A 22,647-nucleotide genomic window follows, 5' to 3' on the forward strand; every position below is an offset into this window, starting at 1 on the left:
GCGAAGAGGCCGGCACATTCAACATCTATGGTGCCTGGCACACCGCTTTCGCGAGCAAGCCCGCTCCCACAGGGGTTTTGCGCCTGACGGTTTATTTGGACAACGACTTACATGACATACGACTACATCATCGCTGGCGCAGGCGCCGCCGGCTGCATCCTCGCCAATCGCCTCACGGCTTCGGGCAAGTACACGGTGCTGCTGCTGGAAGCGGGCGGCAAAGACAGTTCCTTGTGGTTCAAGATCCCGGTCGGCTTCGCGAAAATGTATTACAACCCGACCTTCAACTGGATGTACTACAGCCAGCCGCAAAAGCAGCTGAACAATCGGGAAATCTATGCCCCGCGCGGCAAAGTGCAGGGTGGCTCGGGCTCAATCAACGCGATGGTCTACGTCCGTGGCCAGGCCCATGACTTCGACGACTGGGCGGCCAACGGCAACGACGGTTGGGGCTTCAAGGACGTGCTGCCGTACTTCCGCAAACTGGAAAACCACCCGCTGGGCGACAGCGAATACCACGGCGGCAGCGGCCCGATCAGCATCACCCCGATGAAGGGCCAGACCCACCCGATCTGTGATGTGTTCCTCAAGGGCTGCGACGAACTCGGCTACCCGCACAGTGACGACTTCAACGGCCCGAAATTCGAAGGCTCGGGCATCTACGACGTCAACACCAAGGACGGCCAGCGTTGCTCCAGCAGTTTCGCGCATTTGCACCCGGCGCTGAGTCGGCCAAACCTGACGGTGGAGCATTACGCCCTGGTGGATCGCGTGCTGTTCGATAACGAGCGGGCGACCGGCATTTCCGTGACCCAGCACGGCGTGGTCCGCACCTTCACGGCGCGCAAGGAAGTGATCCTCTGCGCCGGTGCCGTGGACACGCCGAAAATCCTGCAATTGTCCGGCGTCGCCGATCAAGCGCTGCTGGCCAAGCACCAGATCCCGCTGGTCAAACACCTGCCGGCGGTGGGGCAGAACCTGCAGGATCACCTGTGCGCCAGCTATTACTACAAGGCCAACATCCCGACCCTCAACGATCAGCTCAGTTCGTTGTTCGGTCAGTTCAAGCTCGGCCTCAAATACCTGCTGACCCGCAAAGGCGCGCTGGCGATGAGCGTCAACCAGGCGGGCGGCTTCTTTCGTGGCAATGAAGCGCAGACCAATCCAAACCTGCAGCTGTACTTCAACCCGCTGTCGTACCAGATCCCGAAAAACAACAAAGCCAGCCTCAAGCCCGAACCGTATTCAGGTTTCCTGCTGTGCTTCAACCCGTGCCGCCCCACCAGTCGCGGGCATATCGAGATTGCCTCGAAAAACCCTCGGGACGCGGCGCTGATCGACCCCAACTACCTGAGCACGCAAAAGGACATCGACGAGGTGATCCAGGGCAGTCGGCTGATGCGCAAAATCATGCAGGCGCCGGCGCTCAAGGGCATCACTGTCGCCGAGGTGTTGCCGGGGCCGGTGGTCGAAAGTGACGAGCAGATGTTGCAGTACTTTCGCGAGAACAGCGGTTCGATCTACCACCTGTGCGGTTCCTGCGCGATGGGCGCGGACGACCAACGGTCGGTGGTCGACAAGCGGTTGAAGGTTCACGGAATTGACGGATTGCGCATCGTCGATGCGTCGATTTTTCCCAACGTGACCAGCGGCAATACCCACGCCGCCGTGCTGATGGTGGCGGAGAAGGGCGCTGATCTGATTCTGCAGGACGCCTGATTTCGACTCGGGTTGTATCAAAAATGAATTTCCGCTGGCTGCGCCGCTCATACCTGATAGGTGGCGGATTTGAGCCATGAAATCGTTGATGCAATCAGGGAGTGGTCAGGTCATGAATCCAATAACAATGGCGGGCGAGTCGTTACCTGACGGCTTGATACTGGTGGTGGAGGACGACCCGCTGATTCTGGAGTTTCTCTGCGAAATCCTTCAGGAAGAAGGCTTTGTCGTTGAGCCGCACATCAGCGCCGATGCGGCCTCCCTGTACCTGGAAGAACACGCGGGCAAGGTCAGACTGTTGTTGACGGACATCACCATGCCCGGCAAACGCAATGGCGCAGACCTGGCCAATGAGTTCGGTGATCGCTGGCCGGAAAAGCCGATCATGATCATGTCCGGCTTCGAAACCCCGGAGAGCGCCGGGGTGAGGCATGCGGTTTCCTTCATCAAGAAGCCCTGGGCTTTGGGGCAGTTGCTTGATTGCGTCGAAGGGGCCCTGAAGTCACACCGTCCCCTGTAGGCGCTGTCGAAGGCTGCGATCTTTTGATCTTCGGCGTTTTCACAGCTGCCTGAAAGCAAGATCAAAAGATCGCAGCCTTCGGCAGCTCCTACGTCGATTGTGATCGTTTGTCGGTGGTACATTGCCCCACACCTGCCTGGCCCCTTGCGATAGGAAGCTGTCTTTTGCCTGCTCAACAATCTGTCTTCAATACCCCATACCGCGCCTTTCTGTTCGACATGGACGGTACCGTCCTTAACTCCATCGCCGCCGCCGAGCGAATCTGGACAGCATGGGCCTTGCGCCATGGCATCGATGTCGCGACCTTTCTGCCAACCATTCACGGCGCTCGCGCCATCGATACCATCAATCGCCAGGCCTTGCCGGGGGTGGATGCCGAGGCTGAAGCCGCGTTTATTACCGAGGCGGAAATCGAGGACGTGGAAGGGATTGTCGAGGTGGCTGGCGCGGCTGCGTTTCTGAAGATGCTTCCTGCCAGGCAGTGGGCGATTGTCACGTCGGCGCCGAGGGCCTTGGCGTTGCGCCGGATGGCGGCGGCGGGGATTCCCGAGCCCTCGGTGATGGTCACGGCCGAAGATGTCAAAGCGGGCAAGCCTGATCCGGCCGGTTATCGATTGGCGGCGCAGCGGTTGGGGGTTGAGGTGACGGAGTGTTTGATTTTTGAAGACGCCACCGTGGGGATTCAGGCGGCGGAAGCGGCGAAGGCTGATTTGCTGGTGATTACGTCGACGCATGATCATCCGATACAGACGCCGCATGCCACGATGGCTGATTACGATGCGGTCGAGGTCCGGGTAGATCCCGACCACCGGATCCGCCTGCATTCATCCTGACCAACCCCAATCCCCTGTGGGAGCGGGCTTGCTCGCGAAGGCGTCGTGTCAGTCGATATTGATATTGGCTGACCCACCGCATTCGCGAGCAAGCCCGCTCCCACAATGTTGATCGGGGTGTGTCAGTAGATGCCGGGGATAAGCCGCCACGTCCTGCCGCAATAATCCTCATATTCACGACCGAACTGCGCCCGCAGCAGCGCTTCTTCGGAGTGAATCCGGGCGATCAGCGGGATCAGAGTCAGTGCCGCCAGAATCAGGCCGACCACCGAGCGAAACGCCAGCGCCCAACCGATGCCAATGACCATCAGCCCCAGGTAACTGGGGTTGCGCAAGGTGCGGTAGATCCCGTCGGTGACCAGCGTGTGTCCCGGCTGAATCGCCACCAACCCGCTGAAACGCTTGCCCAGTACAAACACCGGCCACAAGCGCAATGCACCGCCGACAATAAACAGCAGCGCACCCAGCCAACGCACGCCCTCGCCACCAAAGGTCCAGAAGTCGATGCGGTCGGTGTAGGCCGGCAGGTAGCCGCTGAGCAACCCGATGATCCCGAACACCGGCAGCACCCAGCGATTGGCCCGGTCTTCCCGTTCGCCGGAACTCAGGTTGACCTCGGTAAACAACGAGGCTACCGCCATCGCCACGGTCGCCAATGCCACCACCACCAGCGAGCCATGGGAAAAGAACGCCGCAAACCCGCCCAACCCCCACACCGCGAGGCCGAGGTAGGCGAGGGTAGATACAACGGCGAAAAATGCCAGTTTGGGCGAGATGTTCATGGCGAGCTCCACAGGCTACATAAGACAAGTGTAGATAGTGTCTGGAGCGGGGGATTGTTGAGCGGCTCTTGTGGCGAGGGAGCTTGCTCCCGCTTGAGTGCGTAGCGCTCACAAGATTTTCAGGGCCGCTGCGCAACCCAGCGGGAGCAAGCTCCCTCGCCACAGGTTTGGTGTCGGGCTTCTGATCACCAGCAGCAGGGTCATGCGGATCTGGCATTGCGCCGAATCACTTGCGGCGGCTGCCCGAATGCCCTGAGGAATGCTTCGCGCATCCTTCGCCGATCACTGAAACCGCTTTCCTCGGCAATCTGATCCAGCGTCAACCGCCCCCGTTCCAGCAGCTGCCGCGCGGCTTCCAGGCGCAGGTTCTCGATGGCCTTGGCTGGCGATTGCCCGGTTTCGGCGCGAAACGCCCGGCTGAACTGCCGTGGACTGAGTCGCGCGACCTCTGCCAATTGCTCCACCGACAGCGCCGACGCCAAGTGCTCCCGGGCGTAGCCGAGCACGGTCTGGATGCGGTCGGATTTCGGCTCCAGTTCCAGCAACGCCGAATGCTGCGACTGACCGCCCGCACGGCGGTGGTACATCACCAGTTTCTGCGCCACGGCCCGGGCCAGTTCGGCGCCGTGGTCCTTTTCGACCATGGCCAGCGCCAGGTCGATACCGGCGGTCATGCCGGCAGAAGTCCAGATCGAGCCGTCGATCACGAATATCCGGTCTTCCTCGACCTTGATCGTCGGGAACCGTGCCTGCAGCTCCCGGGCATACGCCCAATGGGTGGTGGCGCGGCGTCCTTCAAGCAATCCGGCCTGGGCCAGGACAAACGCCCCGGAACAAATCGATGCCGTGCGTCGCGCGGTTTTCATGCTGTCGCGCAGATAGGTCAGCACCGCGTTGGGAGCGACCTCGATGATGGAATCACCACCCACTACGATCACCGTATCGAACACCCGCTCATCGAAGGCCTCGGTGCCCACGCTCAAACCGCCCGAGGCGCGCAATGTGCGGCCATCTTCGGACAACACGCTCACTTCATACAGCGCTTCGCCGGCACTGAAGTTGGCGTACTCGAACACCGGCATGGCCGCCAGCGCCATGGACTGGAAACCGTCGAACACCACAAACGCCACGGAAGTCATCAATGTGTCCTCAAAAGGTAATGTCCTGAAAACGTACTTTAAACGTCATTTGAGACGGGTGTGAAGCCCTTTATAACTGTTCACACCCGGCGAGCATCTCGCCTTACTGTGAAGGAAACTCGACATGGCACTTTCATCCAAAGGCACCGCGCTGATCACTGGCGCTTCTTCGGGCATTGGCGCGGTCTACGCCGACCGTCTCGCCCGGCAAGGCTACGACCTGATTCTGGTCGCCCGCAGCCAAAGTAAATTGAACACCCTGGCCAACCACTTGAGCAATGAAACCGGGCGCGCCGTAGAAGTGGTCGCCGCTGACCTGAAAGATAAGGCCGACCTGTTGCGGGTGGAAAACATCCTGCGCACCGACGCCAGCATCACCTTGCTGGTCAACAACGCCGGGGTCGGCGCGGTCATGCCGCTGCTCGGCAGTCCGGTGGATGAGATGGAGGAGATGATCACCCTCAACGTCACCGCGCTGATGCGGTTGGCCTACGCCGTGGTGCCGGGCTTCGTCGCCCGTGGCGCCGGGACGGTGATCAACATCTCTTCGATTGTCGCCATTGGCCCGGAAATCCTTAACGGCGTATACGGCGGGACCAAAGCCTTTGTACTTGGCTTGAGCCAGTCCATGCAGCATGAGCTGGCCGATAAGGGCATCCGCATCCAGGCCGTGCTGCCCGGCGCCACCGCCACCGACTTCTGGAACGAGGCTGGTAACCCGGTGGAAAACCTGCCGCAAGAGATCGTGATGTCGGCCCAGGACATGGTCGATGCTGCGCTCGCCGGGCTGGCGAACGGTGAAGTGGTGACCATTCCGAGCCTGCACCAGGGCGACAAGTGGGACGCTTACGAGGCTCAACGCTTGGCGCTGTCCGGGCTGTTCGGCCACTCCATGGCGGCATCGCGTTATCGCTGAAACCGCCGGTGCGGGGCGGGGGTGAACTAAGCTTGGATAAGGCCCATTCACCTTTTCATCCCAGGCTCGTTGAAGGATTTCGACGGGCCCGGGGGTGTTACCAGGAGCCCCCGATGCTGCACATCCGTACACCGCTGATTCTGCACCCGACCCTGTCCACGCCAACCCGGCGCATCTGGCTCAAGCTGGAAAACCTGCAACCCTGCGGCTCGTTCAAACTGCGTGGCATGGGGCTTTTGTGCAGTCAGGCCGCCGCGCAAGGCAAACGCAAAGTGGTGTGTCCGTCCGGTGGTAACGCCGGGTTTGCCACCGCCGTCGCTGCCGCCCGCCTGGGCCTGAAAGCCTGCATCGTCGTGCCCAACACCACCCCTGAAAGCACTCGTGCCCGGATCAGCAAAACCGGAGCCGAGGTGCTCGTACACGGCAAAATCTGGGACGAAGCCAATCAACGGGCCAAGGAACTTGCACGGGGCGCGCACACTGAATACGTGCCAGCCTTCGATCATCCGTTTCTGTGGGAAGGGCACAGCACGATGATCGATGAGATTCTCGAAGATTGCCCCGAAGTCGATGTCGTGGTGGCGTCGGTGGGCGGCGGCGGGTTGCTGGCAGGAATTCTCACCGGATTGATCCGCCACAACCGCATGGACTGCCGGATCGTCGCCTGTGAAACCGAAGGTGCAGCCTCGTTTGCCGCCGCAGTCGAAGCCGGGCATCCGGTGCGGCTGGCGCGGATCAGCACGGTGGCCACGTCCCTCGGTGCGATTCAAGTGGCGGCGTGGCCGGTCGAACACATTCGCGACTTTACCCACGAATGCGTGGTGCTCAGCGATGACGAGGCAATCATGGGCGTGGTCCGCTACGCCAGCGACTTGCGCCAGTTGGTCGAGCCGGCGTGCGGCGTTTCACTGGCGGTGGCGTACCTCGATCACCCGGCGATTGCCGAAGCTCATGACGTGGTGATCATCGTCTGTGGCGGGGTGAGTATCACGGCGCAATTGGTGGCCGGGTGGGCGCGGCACCATTAGCCGAATCGCCTTCAAAACCGCAACGTCGTCCCTGTGGTCAGCCACTGGTCACGTTCACCCGTCAGGCTTCGCCCCAGCACCAGATCCACATCAATCCGCTCGCCAATGTGCAGCCGTGGCCCGGCTTGCCACGCCTGTTCGCCACCTTGCTGGCCGTAGCGTTCGGCGATCAATGTCAGGGAGCGGGCGAGGTCGTATTCCACGCCCGTGCCCCAAGTCCAGCGATGGTTCTGTTCGCCATCGTCATAGGCGTGAGACCAACCGGTATTGAAATTAAGGCGCAGGGTCTCCAGCGGTTGGTAGGTCAGCGGCAGGTTCAGGTCGCCGCCATCGAAGGCATGCGCACGATTGACGGCAACATGGGCCGAGCCGGCCAGTGCCAATTCAAGCCCGAGTTCGTTCCAGGAAAATAACTGCGCCTTGAACTGCGGGCTCAGTTGCGTTTCCCCGCTGCCATCCTCACGGCTGTATTGCACGGCAGCACCGAGTTGCACGTTGGGCAGGCCTTTGAATGTGCAGTCTTGTGACACCACGCTATTGCTGGATGAAGTGTGCCGGCCGTTCTGATACCAGGCGTCGATGTTGCATTCGCTGGGAGCGTTGATGCCGGCGTCATCCACGGTGTACGAACCACCCGCGGCACGAGCGTTGGACAGGGTGGTCAACAGCGCAATCACGCCCAAGGTCAGGCTGACAAACAGCAGATTGCGGCGCAGCGTCCGGCCCTGAGAGGGCGGCAGGCTGCGCGTGAAAGACGTGAACACGCGCGTTGGTTTTTGCATGAGGATTTCCTCGAGGGTGTTGTTGGCAGTCGCGGCTTAGCCGCGATCCTCTACGGTTAAGGTTTGCAACCCCGCCACCCGGGCCTGGGCGACCAGTTCTTCGGTGTCTTCGCCGCCGGGCAGGGCGATGACGACGTCGGGGCGGCTGTCGCGCAGCATGAAGTGGTTGCGCAGGCGTTCGGCGAGTTTGCCGTGGCGTTGCCAGTTGGGTGGGTAGCGCACGATGTCGGCGCCGTGCTCCCGGGCCCATTCCTCGATATCGGCGCCCAGGTATTGATTGCCGCCATGGATTAGCACCTGCACCGGGTGCAGGCGCTGAAAGGCGTCGAGCACCCGGCGGCACTGGCGGTTGTCGGTGTAATGGCGACCGGCACAGATCAGGACGCGCATGGCGAGGTTTCCTTGATCTGATCATCACCCAGCGGCTCGCCGGCCCGTTCCAGCAATGGGTAGGCGAGGGCGGCGATGTGGTGATGCACTCGGCGGTAGTCGCGCAGCACGCGCTGGAAGATGTCGCCGGATTCGGCCCAGGTGCTTTTGTCCTCCTGTAGTTTGCGAAAGTGCGCGCGGCTGGCTTCGGCTTCCAGCCTTCTCACGGTTTCCTTGCGCTGGACCAGTTGATGCGCGGTGCCGATGTCTTCACGCAGGAACACGGTGATTGCCAGGCTCAGGCTTTCCAGCAGCGCCTCGTGCAGCGGCGCGATATTGCGCAGTTCGAACACCGAGAAGTGTTCACCACGACGCAAACGACGCATGGCCAGTTGCGTGAGGCTGCTGGAAAGGATGTCCGCCGCGTGTTCCAGATTGATCACAAACGTGAGGATTTCCTGGGCGCGATCAGCATCGCTGTCGCTGATCCCTTCCTGGCCGATGTCCGCCAGATACGCACGAATCGCCGCACTGAGAACATCCAGCGATTGATCGATGCGCCGTACCTCATCGGCACATACCGACGCCGAGGTATGAAACAGTTGCAGCGTTCGTTCAAGCATGGCTGAAAGCATGTCGGCGATGCGCAGGGCTTCGCGGGCGGCGTTGGACAGGCCGATATTCGCCACCTCCAACCCGGCTTCGTCGAGGTAGCGCGGCATGCCCGGATCGACATCTCGCGGCGGCTCCGGCAGCAGACGAGTCAGCAGTTTGGCCAGCGGTGCGGTGAAGCCGATAAACACCAGCGCCAGCAGCAGGTTGAACCCCGTGTGCAGGTAAACCACCAGCGCGGCGGGGTTGAAGTTCAGCGATGCCAGCAAACCGGCCAACGGCAATACCACCACCGCGCCCAGCGTGCGCACCAGCAGATTACCCAGTGGCAGGCGTCGGCCGACGTTGGAGCCGGCATTGATCACCGACGGCAATGCACCGCCAATATTCACCCCAAGCACCAGGGCGACGATGGTGGTCGCCGAGAGCATCCCGGTTGCCGCCAGGGACACAATCAACAGCACCACAGCCACGCTGGAATGGCAGAGCCAGGTGAGGATTAGCGCCACCAGCAGCGCAATCAGCAAGTCGCCCTCCAGGCTCTGCATGATCAGTTGGAACACCGCTGCGCCTTCGACTTCGGCCAGCGTCGAGCCGAGCATGTGCAGGGCCATCAGCATCAGCCCGAGGCCGATCAGCGCACAGCCGATGCTTTCGAAGCGCGAGTCATCCCGTAGCCGGAAAACAATCAGCCCGGTCAGTAACACCATCGGCGTAAGGATCGAAATGTCAGCGCTGAGCAACTGCACGACCAGCGTCGAACCAATGTTGGCGCCGAGCATCACCGCCAGTGCCGGGGCCAGGCCCAGGGTGCCGGCGGCGGTGAAGGAGGTGGCCATCAGGCTGACGGCGGTGCTGCTTTGCAAGATGCCGGTGATGCCGATGCCCGCGAGCAATGCCAGCCAGCGATTGTTCAGGTGCTGGCCCATCCAGCGGCGCAGTGGCGTGCCGAAGCCGCGCAACAGCGCCGAAGAAATCATGTGCGTGCCCCACAACAACAGCGCAATGGCGCCGGCGAGGTTGATCAGTAGAGTCGTTCCCGACATGAGAACTCTCCTTTATTTCGTATGCATTGATTGACGGCCCAAGAGCCATATAGCGGTATCTGATGAACACCTGACCCTGTAGGAGCTGCCGAAGGCTGCGATCTTTTGATCTTGATGTGTGGCGAGGCTGGCATTGCTAAAGATCAAAAGATCGCAGCCTTCGGCAGCTCCTACAGGGGCGGGTTGCCAGGCCCGGCCCCGTAGGGTTTGCGGTTCAGGCGATCAGAACCACTGCTTGAAGCGGCGGATGTAGATCGTTTTCATGGTCTGCGCCACCACGCAGTAGCTGAGCAACGTGCCCACCAGCCAAGGGAAGTATTCCCATGGCAACGGCACCAGGCCGACCAGCGTTCCCAGCGGCGAGAACGGGATGTAGATGCCCAGGCAGATCACCACGCCGGTCGCCAGGATCACCGGCAACGCCGCGGTGCTCTGGAAAAACGGAATCTTCTGGGTGCGCAACATGTGCACCACCAGCGTCTGGGACAGCAGCCCTTCGATGAACCAGCCGGACTGGAACAGGCTCTGCATTTCCACGCTGTTGGCGGCAAACACGTACCACATCAGGGCAAACGTGGTGATGTCGAAGATCGACGAGGTCGGCCCGATCCACAGCATGAAACGGCCGATGTTCTTCGCATCCCACTTGCGCGGTTTGCTCAGGAACTCCTTGTCCATCTTGTCCCACGGCAACGCCAGCTGAGAGATGTCGTACATCAGGTTTTGCAGCAGCAGGTGGATCGACAGCATCGGCAAGAACGGGATGAACGCACTGGCCACCAGCACCGAGAACACGTTGCCGAAGTTGGAACTGGCGGTCATGTTCAGGTACTTCATGATATTGCCGAAGGTTTCCCGACCCTTGAGCACGCCTTCTTCGAGCACCATCAGGCTCTTTTCCAGGAGGATGATGTCCGCCGATTCCTTGGCAATGTCAGTGCCGCTGTCCACCGAAATCCCGACGTCGGCATCGCGCAGCGCTGGGGCGTCGTTGATGCCGTCGCCGAGGAAACCCACGGTGTGACCGTTGGCTTGCAGGGCCTTGAGCACTCGGGATTTTTGCAGCGGCGTCAACTTGGCAAACACCGTGCGTTCTTCGACCCGCAGCTTGAGCGTGGTGTCGTCCATGTGCTCGATGTCCTGGCCGAGCAGCGGAGTGCCCGGATCGAGCCCGACTTCGCGGCAGATCTTGCAGGTGACCACGGCGTTGTCGCCGGTCAGCACCTTGACCGTTACGCCCATGTCCCGCAGCGCGGCAATCGCCGGGCCGGCGGTTTCCTTTGGTGGATCGAGGAAGGTCAGGAAGCCGCGAATCACCAGGTCGCGCTCATCGGCGGTGTGGTACTGGTTTTTGCTCTGGGCTTTGGGGATGTCGCGGGTGGCCACCAGCAGCACCCGGAAGCCGTCCTCGTTGTACTCGTTTGCCAGGGCCAGCAAGTCTTTGCGCCGCTGAGCATCGAGCGCGATCACCTGGCCGTTTTCGTTGATGTGGCTGGCGATAGAAAGCATTTCCTCGACCGCGCCTTTGCACACCATCAGGTGATCGTCGCGGCTGTCCTTAACGATGATCGACAGGCGCCGCCGCACGAAGTCGAACGGCAATTCATCGACCTTGCTGTAGGCGAACGGCACACGAAACTTCGGGTTAGCGTTGGCAAATTGCACCACCGCCTGATCCATCAGGTTTTTCAAACCGCTCTGGTGATGGCTGTTAAGCCACGCCAGTTCGAGGATCGAATCATCGCGCCGGCCATGGCCGTCGACGTGGTGCTCAAGGATGATTTTGTCCTGGGTCAGGGTGCCGGTCTTGTCGGTGCACAGCACGTCCATCGAACCGAAGTTCTGGATCGCGTTGAGGCGCTTGACCACCACTTTGCGCTTGGCCATGGCCATCGCGCCTTTGGCCAGGTTAGCGCTGACAATCATCGGCAGCATTTCCGGGGTCAGACCGACGGCCACGGCGAGGGCGAACAGGAATGCATCGCCCCAGTCACCTTTGGAGAAACCGTTGAGCAGGAACACGATCGGTACCATCACCAGCATGAAGCGGATCAGCAACCAACTGACGCTGTTCACCCCACGGTCGAACGCGGTTTGTACCCGGGAGCCGACGATGGCTTTGGCCAGGGAGCCGAAGTACGTCCGCGCACCGGTGGCGACCACCACGGCTTTGGCGGTGCCGCTGACCACGTTGGTGCCCATGAAGCAGATGTTCGGCAGGTCCAACAGGTTCGATTGATCAGGCGCGCTGCTGGTGGCCGATTTCTGCGCCACGTTGCCAAGGGTGTCGTACTTCTCGACCGGCAATGCTTCGCCCGTCAGCACGGCCTGGCTGATAAACAGGTCACGGGATTCGATCAGGCGGATGTCCGCCGGGATCATGTCGCCAGCGCTCAGTTGCACGATGTCGCCGGCCACCAGGTCGCGCATCGGCACTTCCCGCAGCCGCGATTGGCCGTCCTTGTGCTCGCGGCGCAGCACGGTGGCGGTGGTGCGCACCATGGCTTTCAGCGCTTCGGCGGATTTGGCCGAGCGATATTCCTGCCAGAACCGCAGCAGGCTGCTCAGGCTGACCATGGTCATGATAATGATGACTTTGGTCAGGTCGGCGTCATCCGCTTCGCCGTTGCTGATCGGCAGCCAGTAATCAGTGAAAAAACTGATGCCGGCCAGGGTCAGCAACACATAGATAAAGGGATTGTTCAGGGCTTTGAGCAGTTGGATGAGGGCGTGAGGCGGCTTGTCGTGGGCCACTTCGTTGTGACCGTTGCGCGCCAGACGGCCCTGGGCTTCGAGTTCGGTCAGGCCATCGGTGGTGGCGTTGAGGTTGGTCAGCGTCACGGCCAGGCCGTTTTGCGCTTCCCGGGCGGCGCGCATCGACAGTTTGGCGTTGTCGTTGCTGGCGCCTTGGGTGGTTTTCTTTGCGGTTTTTACAAGGGTCATTGCTGTGCTCCTGCCGCAGGCTCGCGGCACGACACACAGGCACCTCAGCTAATTAAAGACGAGCGCACGTATGTCGAGCCGCCAATAAGCGATCGATTCTGATAGTTGCGTGTTCAGGGTTTAATGTTCGCTGGCCATCAACTGAATAGTTGTGGGCAGCGAACCGTCTACTGGCTTCGTCCATAACTAACTCACTATTTAACAGGCAATAAGAAGTTGCCGAATTCCTCTATAAGGAAAACGTCAGGGAAGGACTTTTAAAGTGCCTTCAGTTCAATTGAAAGTGCGCGCCCCGAGGGTCAGGCCGAGCATCAGGCTCGCCTGCTGGAACAGGCGGGCGATGCGCCGACTCGGTGGTTCCTGGCTGTCGTCGACGCTCCAGCGTTGCTGAAGCTGACCCGTCATCGGGCAGACGCGCCAGTTGGCACGCAGGTGCGCCTTGGCAGGGGAAGAATGGCTGGAAAACGGCGCGCGGGCCGCCGCCGTGACGAGACGCTCACGGCAGAGCTTGACCCGCATGGTCGATGCAAAGGCGCGTACGCCGGGCATTACAGTGGATTTGAAGTTCATAACATACCTCTGGACCGGACTGACGCCGGCGAGGCAAGTTACGGTGGAGCATCAAGCTCTAGCGCAGCTCACCCGACCGCAAAGTCGAGTCCCGTCATGTTCTGGGTTGTGTGCCAGATCCTGCGAATTCGCAGTTACCCGACAGCGACTAGATACTGTGTCCATTGGATTCTTTTGTGAGTTGAAAAAAGGCCTGAGAAACCGGCCCGCGCAATTTACTCAGGGCGGTGGGTGAAGTCAACCTTCAATACCTGATTAAAGCGCAATTGATTGGGATAACTTAGGGTCTGTTTATTGAAGTTAGAGTTGGTTCAGGTAAATGACAGTTAATTGTGAGTTTGATGAGTTCCCCTGTAGGAGCGAGGCTTGCCCGCGAAGGCGGTGTGTCAATAACAATGATGTTGACTGACACGACGCTTTCGCGGGCAAGCCTCGCTCCTACGGGACTCGCATTACTCGTGACTTCCCAGAACAATTGTATTGCCCGCACCTGTCTGTTTCCGCACGGAAGGGCTGCGTACCTTGGGTTCACTGCAATCCCACAAGGACGCCTCCATGCTCAATCGTTTGATACTGCCCTTCACCTTGCTCTTCACCTTCAGTGCCGCTCAAGCCGCGGATGCCGAAAAGTGGTACCCCTCGAAATACGGCGCCAACGATGAAATCGGTGCGCTCAATCTGCTCAATGCCGACTCGGTGCTCAACGCCGCTAAACTGATCAAGACCGGCAAGACCTACCCGCTGGCCGTGCCCATCGACAAAACCCTCCCGGCGTTCCGTCATCGCAGTTTCAACCTGACCAACGTCCAGCCGGGCGAAGCGGGCGGCACCACCATGGGCCCGAACAAATTCACCTTCAACGATGAACTGGTGGTGGGCTGGACCGGCGTCGGCACCCAGCTCAATGGCATCGGCCATATCGGCATCGATTACGTCTACTACAACGGCAATCGCGCCGCCGATTTCGTCACTGTCGAAGGCGTGAAGAAACTCGGCATCGAGAAGGTCCCACCGATCGTCACCCGTGGCGTGGTGCTGGACATGACTGCTGTATACGGCACCCCAATCGTGCCGGAGAAAACGGAATTCAGCGTCGCCGACATCCAGAAAGCCCTCGACCTGCAGGGCATCACCATTCAGAAAGGCGACGTGGTGTTGTTCAACACCGGTTGGCTGGAGCTGCTGGGCAAGGACAACGCGAAGTTCCTCGCGGTAGAACCGGGCATCGGCATGGCCGCCGCCAAATGGCTGGTGGACAAGCAAATCGTTGCCTTCGGCGGCGACACTTGGGCTTCGGAAATCTACCCGGCCAAAGACGGCCAGGAATTCCCGGTCAACCAGTACATGCTGGCCAAGAACGGCATCTACAACCTGGAACTGATCGACAGTCGCGCGCTGGTGAAAGACAAGGCGTGGGAGTTCATGTTTGTCCTTGGTCAGCCGCTGTACAAGGGCTCGACGCAGGTCAACATCAACCCGGTAGCGATTCACTGACAGCGACAGCTCAACGTCGACGGGCCAGGGGATGACGAATGCTCATCCCCTGGCCCGTTGTTGTCCTTTGTTTGCTCATGACCCCAACCCCTAGAGTGAAGTGTGCGCCTTGGGCGTATCTCTTCAATTCGAGTGATCGTCTGCCGAGTGCCGGCGAGGGAGTTTTTGATGTCCGATATTTTGGGCCAGCAGTTTATCGACGGGCAGCGCAGTGCCTTGGGTCGCGAGACCCTGCACAGTTTCGACGCCAACACCGGGCAACCGCTGCCCTACGTTTTTTATCAGGCCAATGAGCAGGAAGTCACGCTAGCGGTGGCTGCGGCCACGCGCGCCTTTGCACCGTTTCGTCAGTTATCGCCACAGCGCCGCGCGCAATTCCTTGAAGCGATTGCCGAGGAGATCGACGGGCTGGGGGATGATTTCATAACGCGGGTCTGCCAGGAAACCGCGTTGCCAGAGGGACGGATTCGCGGTGAACGCAATCGCACCACCGGCCAGTTGCGCTTGTTTGCGCAAGTGCTGCGTCGAGGTGATTTTCTCGGTGCGCGCATCGATCAGGCATTGCCCGAGCGCACGCCTCTGCCACGGCTGGATATTCGTCAGTACCGCATCGGCGTCGGTCCAGTGGCCGTGTTCGGTGCGAGTAATTTCCCCTTGGCGTTTTCCACCGCTGGCGGCGATACCGCTTCGGCGCTGGCCGCCGGATGCCCGGTGGTGTTCAAGGCGCACAGTGGGCACATGGCAACCGCCGACTGCGTGGCCAGCGCGATTGTACGTGCAGCGCAACGCACATCGATGCCAACGGGCGTGTTCAACATGATCTATGGGGCGGGCGTCGGCCAGGCGCTGGTCAAGGCTGATGGAATCAAGGCTGTGGGGTTCACCGGCTCACTCAAGGGTGGCCGCGCCTTGTCCGATCTGGCCGCCGCCCGGGTACAACCGATCCCGGTGTTCGCCGAGATGTCGAGCATCAACCCGGTGGTCCTGCTGCCTGAAGCGCTCAAGAGCCGTGGCGCAAAAATCGCTGAGGAGCTGACGGCTTCGGTCAACCTCGGGTGCGGCCAATTTTGCACCAGCCCCGGCCTGATCATCGGCCTGCGCTCGCCGCAATTCAGCGAATTCCTCGACCTGTTCGCCCAACGCATGGGCCAGCAACCGGCTCAGACCATGCTCAATACCGGCGCCCTGAACAGCTATCGCGCAGGTCTTCAGCACATTGCCGCTCACGACGGCGTCAATCGCCTGGCCGGTCAACCGCAGGGTGAGTCCCAGGCACAACCGCAGTTGTTCAAGGCCGATGCCCAGTTGTTGCTCGACGCTGATCCGTTGTTGCAGGAGGAAATCTTCGGCCCGGCGACGGTCGTGGTGGAGGTCGCCGATCAGCAACAGTTGCGCGCGGTGCTCGACAGTTTGCACGGTCAACTGACCGCCACGCTGATTGCCGAACCGGCTGACCTGGATCGCTTCGGCGACTTGCTGCCATTGCTTGAGGACAAGGTCGGGCGCTTGCTACTCAATGGCTATCCAACCGGTGTCGAAGTCAGCGATGCGATTGTGCATGGCGGCCCTTATCCCGCGACCTCGGATGCGCGCGGTACGTCGGTTGGCAGCCTGGCCATCGATCGCTTTCTGCGCCCGGTCTGCTACCAGAACTATCCTGATGAGTACCTGCCCGAGGCGCTGCAAAACGCTAATCCACTGGGCCTCAATCGACTGGTCAATGGCCAGTGGAGCGGGGCGCCCCTGAGCTGACCACGTACCCCCACGCCGGTATGTGTCGGCGTGGGCCTTGACGGATTTGTCCATTGAATCGAGCACCCACCGATATGGTTCCTTCCCTTGGCAGCATCGCTTCGCGCTTGCGACTCAAACAATTGCGGCTGCTGATCGCCCTTGATGATCGTGGCTCGTTGCACAAGGCTGCCGAGCAGATTTCGATCTCCCAGTCCGGCGCCACCAAAGCCCTGCATGAAGTCGAGTCGCTGCTCGGCATGCCGCTGTTCGAGCGCCAGCCCAAAGGTTTGGTGGCCAATGAAATGGGTCGCTGCATGATTCGGTATGCGCGGTTGATCTACAGCGACGTCGAGCACCTGCGCGAGGAAATGCTCAGTATCATGCAGGGCCAGGGCGGGCGGTTGTCGGTGGGGGTGATCATGGGCGCGGTGCCGTTGCTGACCCGGGCCTTGAGCGCGTTGCGCCTCAAGCAGCCAGAGTTGTCGGTGGAACTGGTGGAAAACACCAGCGCCACGTTGCTCGGGTTGCTGGATCAGGGACGGCTGGATTTGGCGATTTGTCGCACCAGCGTTGGCCAGCGTTCGGACGCTTACGACTGCATTGAGCTAAGCGAAGAACCCTTGGCGGTGGTCGCCAGTAAGGAGCACCCGCTGGCCCGTGCCGAGTCGTTGCAACTGGCACAACTGAGCGATTACCGCTGGGTCGTTTATCCCAAGGACATGCCGATGCGCCAGGCCCTGGAGCGCGAACTCAACGAAGCAGGGTTGGAGATACCGCGCTATCCGCTGGAAACGTCCTCGACTTTCGCCACCATTCTGTTGGTGCAGCAGGACCCGACGCTGTTGGCGGTGATCCCGGTAGAAGTCGCCGAATTCTGCGAGCAATACGATTTGCTGGTGAAGCTGCCGGTGTCGTTGCGCGCGTTGATCGAGCCCTACGGTGTGATCAGCCGGGCCGGCGCCGATCTGTCTCCGGCGGCGACCCTGCTGATCAATGAACTGCAGAACGACCTGACTACTTGATCACAATCGGATTGACCGGCGCCCCGGTGCCACCCACGATCTTCAGCGGCGCGGCGGTGTAGAGGAATTTCCACTGGCCGTCGGCGGCGCAATCGCTGGCCAGCTCATCGAGCAGCGCCACTTCGGTGAAGGTGATGCCGAGGTTGCGCATCAAGGCGTTGTGCAATGGGATCAGCACGCCAGTGGTGGGGTCGACCGCCACTTCGTTGGCCATGGTATCGGTGACCAGATTGGGGATTTCCATCTGGTGAAACCATTCCACCAATTCGCGGCTGAAGGTCAGGCCCGGCTCGGCGAAGTCCTTGTAGAACTCTTCCGGTTCACGCTCGTAGAAGGAACCGATCCACCCGGTGCGGATGATCAGGATGTCGCGTTTCTCGATCTCGATGCCTTGGGCTTTGGCGGCTTCGAGAAGGTCGAGGTGAGTGAAGGTTTCACCCTTGTCCAATACCGCTTTGCCGCGATGACGGGCGATGTCGATCAGCACCGCGCGCCCTACAATTCCGCGCTCGGCAATTGGCAGGATGCTGGCCTTGTCCATGCTGCCGATGGTGCTCATCGCGTCATAGCCGTTCCACAGTTTGTTGTCGTGCCACACATGGCCCAAGGCGTCGTACTGGGTCGAGCCTTGCAGGTGCATGAAGATCACATCGTCGGCGTATTCGACGTGGCCATCGAAGTGGGTTTTACCAGCCAGGAAATGCCCCTTGTCCAGCACGTTGACCCGCATCGACGGGCGTCGGCCGGGCCACAGCGGTTCGCCTTTGGGATGGCCGATCTGCACTTGCAGGGTGAAGGTTTTGCCCTGGCGCACCGAGGCGATGCCCCGCAGGATCTCGGCGCTTTGCAGGTAATTCAAGGCGCCGACTTCATCGTCCGGGCCCCATTTTCCCCAGTTGGTGGGCAGGCCTTCGAGGAGTTTTTTGATGTCGGGAGAACGGTCGGCGGCGGTGTTATTGGTGTTGTGGTCGCACATGAGGTTGTCCTTGGATTTGTGGGAGCGGGCTTGCTCGCGAAAGCGGTGTGTCAGGCACATCTATGGCGACTGATACTCCGCCTTCGCGAGCAAGCCCGCTCCCACAGGGGGAAATTGTGGTTGGTCAGGGATTATTTGATCGGTGAAAAATCCGCGGCGATCAGCAGTTTCGATTCCATTTTTTCCAGCATCGGGAACGCAATCGGCACAAACCCTTCCAGCCAGTCCGCGTCCTGATACAGCGCCGCACGCTTGTTGATCCGCTCATCCAGGCTCGCGTAGGCCCAGATATGGATCACCTGATTCAACTCGCCGATTTCCGTGTACCACCAGCCCACCAGCGTGGCGTAGCGGGAGATCACCGGCAGGCCGTTTTCTTCGAAGTGCTTGAGGTAGGTTTGCATTTTTCCGATCTGGATCGTGTAGGTGCGCATTTCGTAAAACATGGGATTCGTCTCTTTAGGAATGAGTGCCGTGGTAGGCGTTGCTGATGATCCGTTCGATGTCGGCGGCGGTGGTCAGGCGTGGGTTGACCAACACGTTGCCGCTGCGCATCGAGTCGCTGACCATCTGCGGCATGTAGTCGAGGTCCACGCCCAGGTCCTTGATGTTGGCGGGAATGCCGATGGCCTGGTTCAGTGCCATCACGTGCTCGACAACCTTGCGCCCGGCGCGGGCCGGGCTCAGGCCGTCGACGTCTTCACCCATGGCGATGGCGATCTCGCGGAACAGCTCCGGGCAGGCCGCCAGGTTGTATTCAATGACGTAGGGCAGCAGCGTCGCGTTGGCGATGCCGTGGGGGATGTTGAACACGCCGCCGAAGGTGTGGGAGATCGCATGCACGTTGCCGAGTTTTGACTGGGCAAACGCGACGCCGGCGAGGAACGAACCGAGCAGCATCTGTTCCCGGGCATGCAGGTCGGAACCGGTGAAGAATGCCTTGGGCAGGTGCGTGCAAATCATTTTGATCGCTTGCAGGGCCAGGGCCTGGCTCACCGGGTTGGCCTGCTTCGACACATAGGATTCGATGGCGTGGGTCAGGGCGTCCATGCCGGTGGCGGCAGTGATCGACGGCGGTAACTTGAGGGTCAATTCCGCGTCGAGAATCGCCAGTTTTGGAAACAGCGCCGGGCTGATGATCACGGTCTTGAACAAGGTCTTGGTGTTGGTGAACACCGTGGACGCGGTGCATTCACTGCCGGTGCCGGAGGTGGTCGGGATGGCGAAAACCGGCAGCGGCGGGTGCAGCAGTTTGTCGTAGCCTTCGTAGTCAAGGATGTTACCGGGGTTGGTGGCCATGGCCGCCACACCCTTGGCGGTGTCGATGCTGCTGCCGCCACCGACACCGATAACCGAATCGCACTCGTGGTTTTTCAGGAAGGCCACGGCGCGTTCCAGCACGTCGGTGGTGGGATTGGGCTCGACGCCGGCGAACACTTCATAGTCGATGGCACTTTCGGCCAACGAGGCGAAAAAGCTTTCCATCACCCCGGATGCGATCAGCCCTTGATCAGTGACCACCAGCAGTTTTTTTCGAACATGCGGCTTAAGCAATGCACCGGCCTGACGCACCAGGCCGTTGCCGCTCTTCAAGGTCGTGGGGAAATAAAACTGGAACGGGTTCATGGGTGTCTCCGGTTTCTTATTGGTCGGGAGACAGTAATAAGCGGGGCGGGCGGCTGATAATGAAAAGGTCTGATCCGCTGATCACTCTTTGTCATCCCCTGACGCGTCGGGGTGCAGTGGTAACGTAGGGTTTTCAACTGTCAGGAGCATCGTCATGGATTTAGCCATATCAGGCCGCTGGGCCATCGTCTGCGCGGCCAGCAAAGGTTTGGGCCTGGCCTGTGCGCGAGCCTTGGCGAAGGAGGGCGTCAACCTGGTGATCAATGCCCGGGGCGATGACACTTTGCAGGTCGCCGCTACAGAGTTGCGCAGCCTGGGCGTCGAAGTACGCACGGTGGCCGGGGATATCAGCGAACCAAAGGTGCGCGAACAGGTGCTGGTGGCGTGTCCGCAGGTCGACATCCTGGTCAACAACGCTGGCGGCCCGCCACCCGGTGACTTCCGTGACTGGCAGCGCGAAGACTGGTTGAAGGCGCTGGACGCCAACATGCTCACGCCCATCGAACTGATCAAGGCGTGCGTCGATGGCATGGCCGAACGCGGGTTCGGGCGCATCGTCAACATCACCTCTGGCGCGGTGAAGGCTCCGATTGATGTGCTGGGTTTGTCCAATGGTGCCCGCAGCGGCCTCACCGGTTTTATCGCCGGGCTCGCACGTCAGGCGCGGCTGGCGGGCAACAACGTGACGATCAATAACTTGCTGCCTGGCCCATTCGAAACCGAGCGCTTGCACAAAACCCTCAGCGCTGCGGCCGATGCCAACGGCACCAGTGTCGAGAGCATCAGCGAGCAGCGGCGCAAGCATGTGCCGGCCCAGCGCTTCGGCCAGCCCGATGAGTTCGGTGCTTATTGCGCGTTCATCTGCAGCGCCCAGGCCGGTTTTCTCACCGGGCAAAACCTGTTGCTGGACGGCGGCAGCTACCCCGGCACGTTCTGATCTTTTCGGGGGATGACGTTTGGTGATCCCCCAATCAGATCCCCTCATTATTCACCCGTCGGGCGCGTGATTAGAGTGGGGTTGCTTGCCGAATGCCTGCCGGTAATGAAGATCCCTTGTGGGAGCGGGCTTGCTCGCGAAGGCGGTGGTTCAGTCAATATTGACATCGCCTGACACTCCGCCTTCGCGAGCAAGCCCGCTCCCACAGGTTTTGCATTTTCACAGACAGGCATTGGGCCGCTTGCATCCACAACAATAAAGAGCGCCCCTCATGAACAATCCGAGTGCCGAAACACTGTCCCTGTCCGCCGCTGAACGTCCCACCAGCGTGCGCTGGCGAATCTTCCTGATCATGTTGCTGCTGACCGCGATCAACTACATCGACCGCGCCTCGCTGTCGGTGGCCTTGCCGCTGATTTCCAGCGAATTTCAAATCCCGCCGGCGCTGGAAGGCTTGATGCTCAGTGCGTTTTTCTGGTCCTACGCGCTGATGCAGATTCCCGGCGGGATGCTGCTGGATCGCTTCCAGACCCGCCGCGTCATCGTGATTGCGACCGTCGCCTGGGGCGCGTTCCAGGCGTTGGCCGCCGGTGCGCACAACTGGATCCTGCTGCTCATCACACGCATGGGCCTAGGTATCGCCGAATCGCCGATCATGCCCGCCGGCGCCAAACTCAACGGCGCCTGGCTGACCCCTAACGAACGCGGGCGCGGCGCGGTGCTGGTGGACGGCGGCGCGCCATTGGGCAGTGCGTTTGGCGCGATCATCATCGCCGGCCTAATCGGCTGGTTCGACTCGTGGCGCATTGCGTTTGTGATCGCCGGGATTGGCACCATGCTCGCCGGTGTGCTGGCCTGGAAATACATCCGCAACCACCCCAGCGAACACCCCGGCGTCAACGCTGCGGAACTGGCGCACATCACCGAAGGCAATCGCAAGACCAGCCAACCTGGCGCGGTCACCAGCATTGCCCTGAAAGAGCTGCTCAAGGACCGCTCGGTGCTGGCGATGTTCGCCGGTTACTGCTGCATCCTCAGCGTGTTCTACGGTTTGCTGACCTGGATGCCGAGCTACCTGCACCAGACTCACGGCCTGAACATTTCCAGCATGGGCGGCGCGACTTTCCTGATCTTCATGTGTGGCTTCGTCGGTGAACTGGTCGGCGGTTACCTCGGCGATAAATGGAAATCCAGCGGCGCCTCGCCCAACCTGGTGATGCGCAGCATGTTCAGCGGTTCAGCGGTTCGGCGCTGGTGGCGGCGCTGTGCATGCTGGCGGTGGCCTATGCGAACGAGGCGAGCAAGGCGATTGGCCTGCTCTGCGTGGCGATGTTTTTCATTCGCTGGTGCGGCATGTACTGGTGCATTCCGTCGATCCTCGGTGGCACCTCGAAAACCGGTGTGCTGGCCGGCACCATGAACTTCTGCGGCAACATGGCCGGAGTGATCGTGCCGATCCTGATCGGCTTGATCGTGCAGTTCACCGGGTCGTACTTCCTGGTACTGATCTTCTTTGTGGTCATGGCCCTGCTGCTGGCGATTTTCTCCAGCCTGATCGATTATCGGGAACGGGGTCTGGCTTGAAATGAGCGGAGGGCA

General features: G+C 60.7%; 19 protein-coding genes and 1 pseudogene. 10 read left to right on the forward strand and 10 right to left on the reverse strand.

Annotation, left to right across the window (positions count from 1 at the left end; all coding sequences use genetic code 11):
- Positions 1-111 precede the first annotated feature (111 nt).
- The 3 genes from ACWIKB_RS19850 (at position 112) to ACWIKB_RS19860 (ending at position 3,072) form a co-directional block, all read left to right on the forward strand.
- Positions 112-1,719, forward strand: coding sequence for a GMC family oxidoreductase (locus ACWIKB_RS19850; RefSeq protein WP_475268959.1), 1,608 nt, complete (start codon positions 112-114; stop codon positions 1,717-1,719).
- Between the two features lie 112 nt (positions 1,720-1,831).
- Entirely contained in the window at positions 1,832-2,239 is a 408-nt protein-coding gene (locus ACWIKB_RS19855; protein ID WP_475268960.1) for a response regulator, read from the forward strand.
- A 164-nt stretch (positions 2,240-2,403) separates the two neighbouring features.
- A complete protein-coding gene (locus tag ACWIKB_RS19860) occupies positions 2,404-3,072 on the forward strand; it encodes an HAD-IA family hydrolase (RefSeq protein WP_475268961.1) in 669 nt (222 codons plus the stop codon).
- 122 nt (positions 3,073-3,194) lie between these two features.
- Here ACWIKB_RS19860 and ACWIKB_RS19865 read toward each other — a convergent pair whose 3' ends face one another.
- Both ACWIKB_RS19865 and ACWIKB_RS19870 read right to left on the reverse strand, forming a co-directional pair.
- Complete coding sequence (locus tag ACWIKB_RS19865; protein ID WP_475268962.1) at positions 3,195-3,854, reverse strand: methyltransferase family protein; 660 nt, start codon at positions 3,852-3,854, stop codon at positions 3,195-3,197.
- A 200-nt stretch (positions 3,855-4,054) separates the two neighbouring features.
- Positions 4,055-4,993 (reverse strand): GlxA family transcriptional regulator, encoded by a 939-nt coding sequence (locus ACWIKB_RS19870; RefSeq protein ID WP_475268963.1) that lies wholly within the window; start codon positions 4,991-4,993, stop codon positions 4,055-4,057.
- A gap of 124 nt (positions 4,994-5,117) precedes the next feature.
- On the opposite strand from ACWIKB_RS19870, the gene ACWIKB_RS19875 reads away from it, so the two are divergent.
- Together ACWIKB_RS19875 and ACWIKB_RS19880 are read left to right on the forward strand one after the other, a co-directional pair.
- On the forward strand, positions 5,118-5,909 hold the full coding sequence (locus ACWIKB_RS19875) for an SDR family NAD(P)-dependent oxidoreductase (protein WP_475268964.1): 792 nt from the start codon (positions 5,118-5,120) through the stop codon (positions 5,907-5,909).
- A 113-nt stretch (positions 5,910-6,022) separates the two neighbouring features.
- Entirely contained in the window at positions 6,023-6,937 is a 915-nt protein-coding gene (locus tag ACWIKB_RS19880) for a pyridoxal-phosphate dependent enzyme (protein WP_475268965.1), read from the forward strand.
- An 11-nt stretch (positions 6,938-6,948) separates the two neighbouring features.
- Here the strand turns inward: ACWIKB_RS19880 and ACWIKB_RS19885 are convergent, their stop codons facing one another.
- From ACWIKB_RS19885 to ACWIKB_RS19905, 5 genes are all read right to left on the reverse strand, one after another.
- Positions 6,949-7,719, reverse strand: a complete 771-nt coding sequence (locus ACWIKB_RS19885; protein WP_475268966.1) for a hypothetical protein — start codon at positions 7,717-7,719, stop codon at positions 6,949-6,951.
- Positions 7,720-7,755: 36 nt separating this feature from the next.
- Complete coding sequence (locus ACWIKB_RS19890; protein WP_475268967.1) at positions 7,756-8,109, reverse strand: DUF2493 domain-containing protein; 354 nt, start codon at positions 8,107-8,109, stop codon at positions 7,756-7,758.
- The gene (locus tag ACWIKB_RS19895; protein WP_475268968.1) at positions 8,097-9,746 is read right to left on the reverse strand and encodes a Na/Pi cotransporter family protein; all 1,650 of its coding nucleotides are present in this window, start codon (positions 9,744-9,746) and stop codon (positions 8,097-8,099) included. Before ACWIKB_RS19895 ends, ACWIKB_RS19890 begins: the two co-directional genes overlap by 13 nt.
- 222 nt (positions 9,747-9,968) lie before the next feature.
- Entirely contained in the window at positions 9,969-12,689 is a 2,721-nt protein-coding gene (gene mgtA / locus ACWIKB_RS19900; protein WP_475268969.1) for a magnesium-translocating P-type ATPase, read from the reverse strand.
- A gap of 273 nt (positions 12,690-12,962) precedes the next feature.
- On the reverse strand, positions 12,963-13,259 hold the full coding sequence (locus ACWIKB_RS19905) for a hypothetical protein (protein WP_475268970.1): 297 nt from the start codon (positions 13,257-13,259) through the stop codon (positions 12,963-12,965).
- A 555-nt stretch (positions 13,260-13,814) separates the two neighbouring features.
- Here ACWIKB_RS19905 and ACWIKB_RS19910 point away from each other — a divergent pair.
- From ACWIKB_RS19910 to ACWIKB_RS19920, 3 genes are all read left to right on the forward strand, one after another.
- Positions 13,815-14,753, forward strand: coding sequence for a cyclase family protein (locus ACWIKB_RS19910; RefSeq protein WP_475268971.1), 939 nt, complete (start codon positions 13,815-13,817; stop codon positions 14,751-14,753).
- Between the two features lie 168 nt (positions 14,754-14,921).
- Complete coding sequence (locus tag ACWIKB_RS19915) at positions 14,922-16,505, forward strand: aldehyde dehydrogenase (NADP(+)) (RefSeq protein ID WP_475268972.1); 1,584 nt, start codon at positions 14,922-14,924, stop codon at positions 16,503-16,505.
- A gap of 74 nt (positions 16,506-16,579) precedes the next feature.
- Entirely contained in the window at positions 16,580-17,509 is a 930-nt protein-coding gene (locus tag ACWIKB_RS19920) for a LysR family transcriptional regulator (protein ID WP_475268973.1), read from the forward strand.
- Here ACWIKB_RS19920 and ACWIKB_RS19925 read toward each other — a convergent pair.
- The 3 genes from ACWIKB_RS19925 to ACWIKB_RS19935 form a co-directional block, all read right to left on the reverse strand.
- Positions 17,502-18,485: a cyclase family protein gene (locus tag ACWIKB_RS19925; protein WP_475268974.1), complete on the reverse strand. Its 984-nt coding sequence runs from the start codon at positions 18,483-18,485 to the stop codon at positions 17,502-17,504. The two genes, ACWIKB_RS19920 and ACWIKB_RS19925, sit on opposite strands and share 8 nt — an antisense overlap.
- Positions 18,486-18,616: 131 nt before the next feature.
- Positions 18,617-18,931, reverse strand: a complete 315-nt coding sequence (locus tag ACWIKB_RS19930; RefSeq protein WP_475268975.1) for an NIPSNAP family protein — start codon at positions 18,929-18,931, stop codon at positions 18,617-18,619.
- Between the two features lie 13 nt (positions 18,932-18,944).
- On the reverse strand, positions 18,945-20,111 hold the full coding sequence (locus ACWIKB_RS19935) for an iron-containing alcohol dehydrogenase (RefSeq protein ID WP_475268976.1): 1,167 nt from the start codon (positions 20,109-20,111) through the stop codon (positions 18,945-18,947).
- 154 nt (positions 20,112-20,265) lie between these two features.
- Between ACWIKB_RS19935 and ACWIKB_RS19940 the strand changes: the two genes are divergently transcribed.
- Together ACWIKB_RS19940 and ACWIKB_RS19945 are read left to right on the forward strand one after the other, a co-directional pair.
- The gene (locus tag ACWIKB_RS19940; protein WP_475268977.1) at positions 20,266-21,048 is read left to right on the forward strand and encodes an SDR family oxidoreductase; all 783 of its coding nucleotides are present in this window, start codon (positions 20,266-20,268) and stop codon (positions 21,046-21,048) included.
- A gap of 271 nt (positions 21,049-21,319) precedes the next feature.
- Positions 21,320-22,632, forward strand: a pseudogene (locus ACWIKB_RS19945) (MFS transporter).
- Positions 22,633-22,647: the final 15 nt, after the last annotated feature.

The organism is Pseudomonas sp. 5Vm1k, assembly GCF_056161485.1.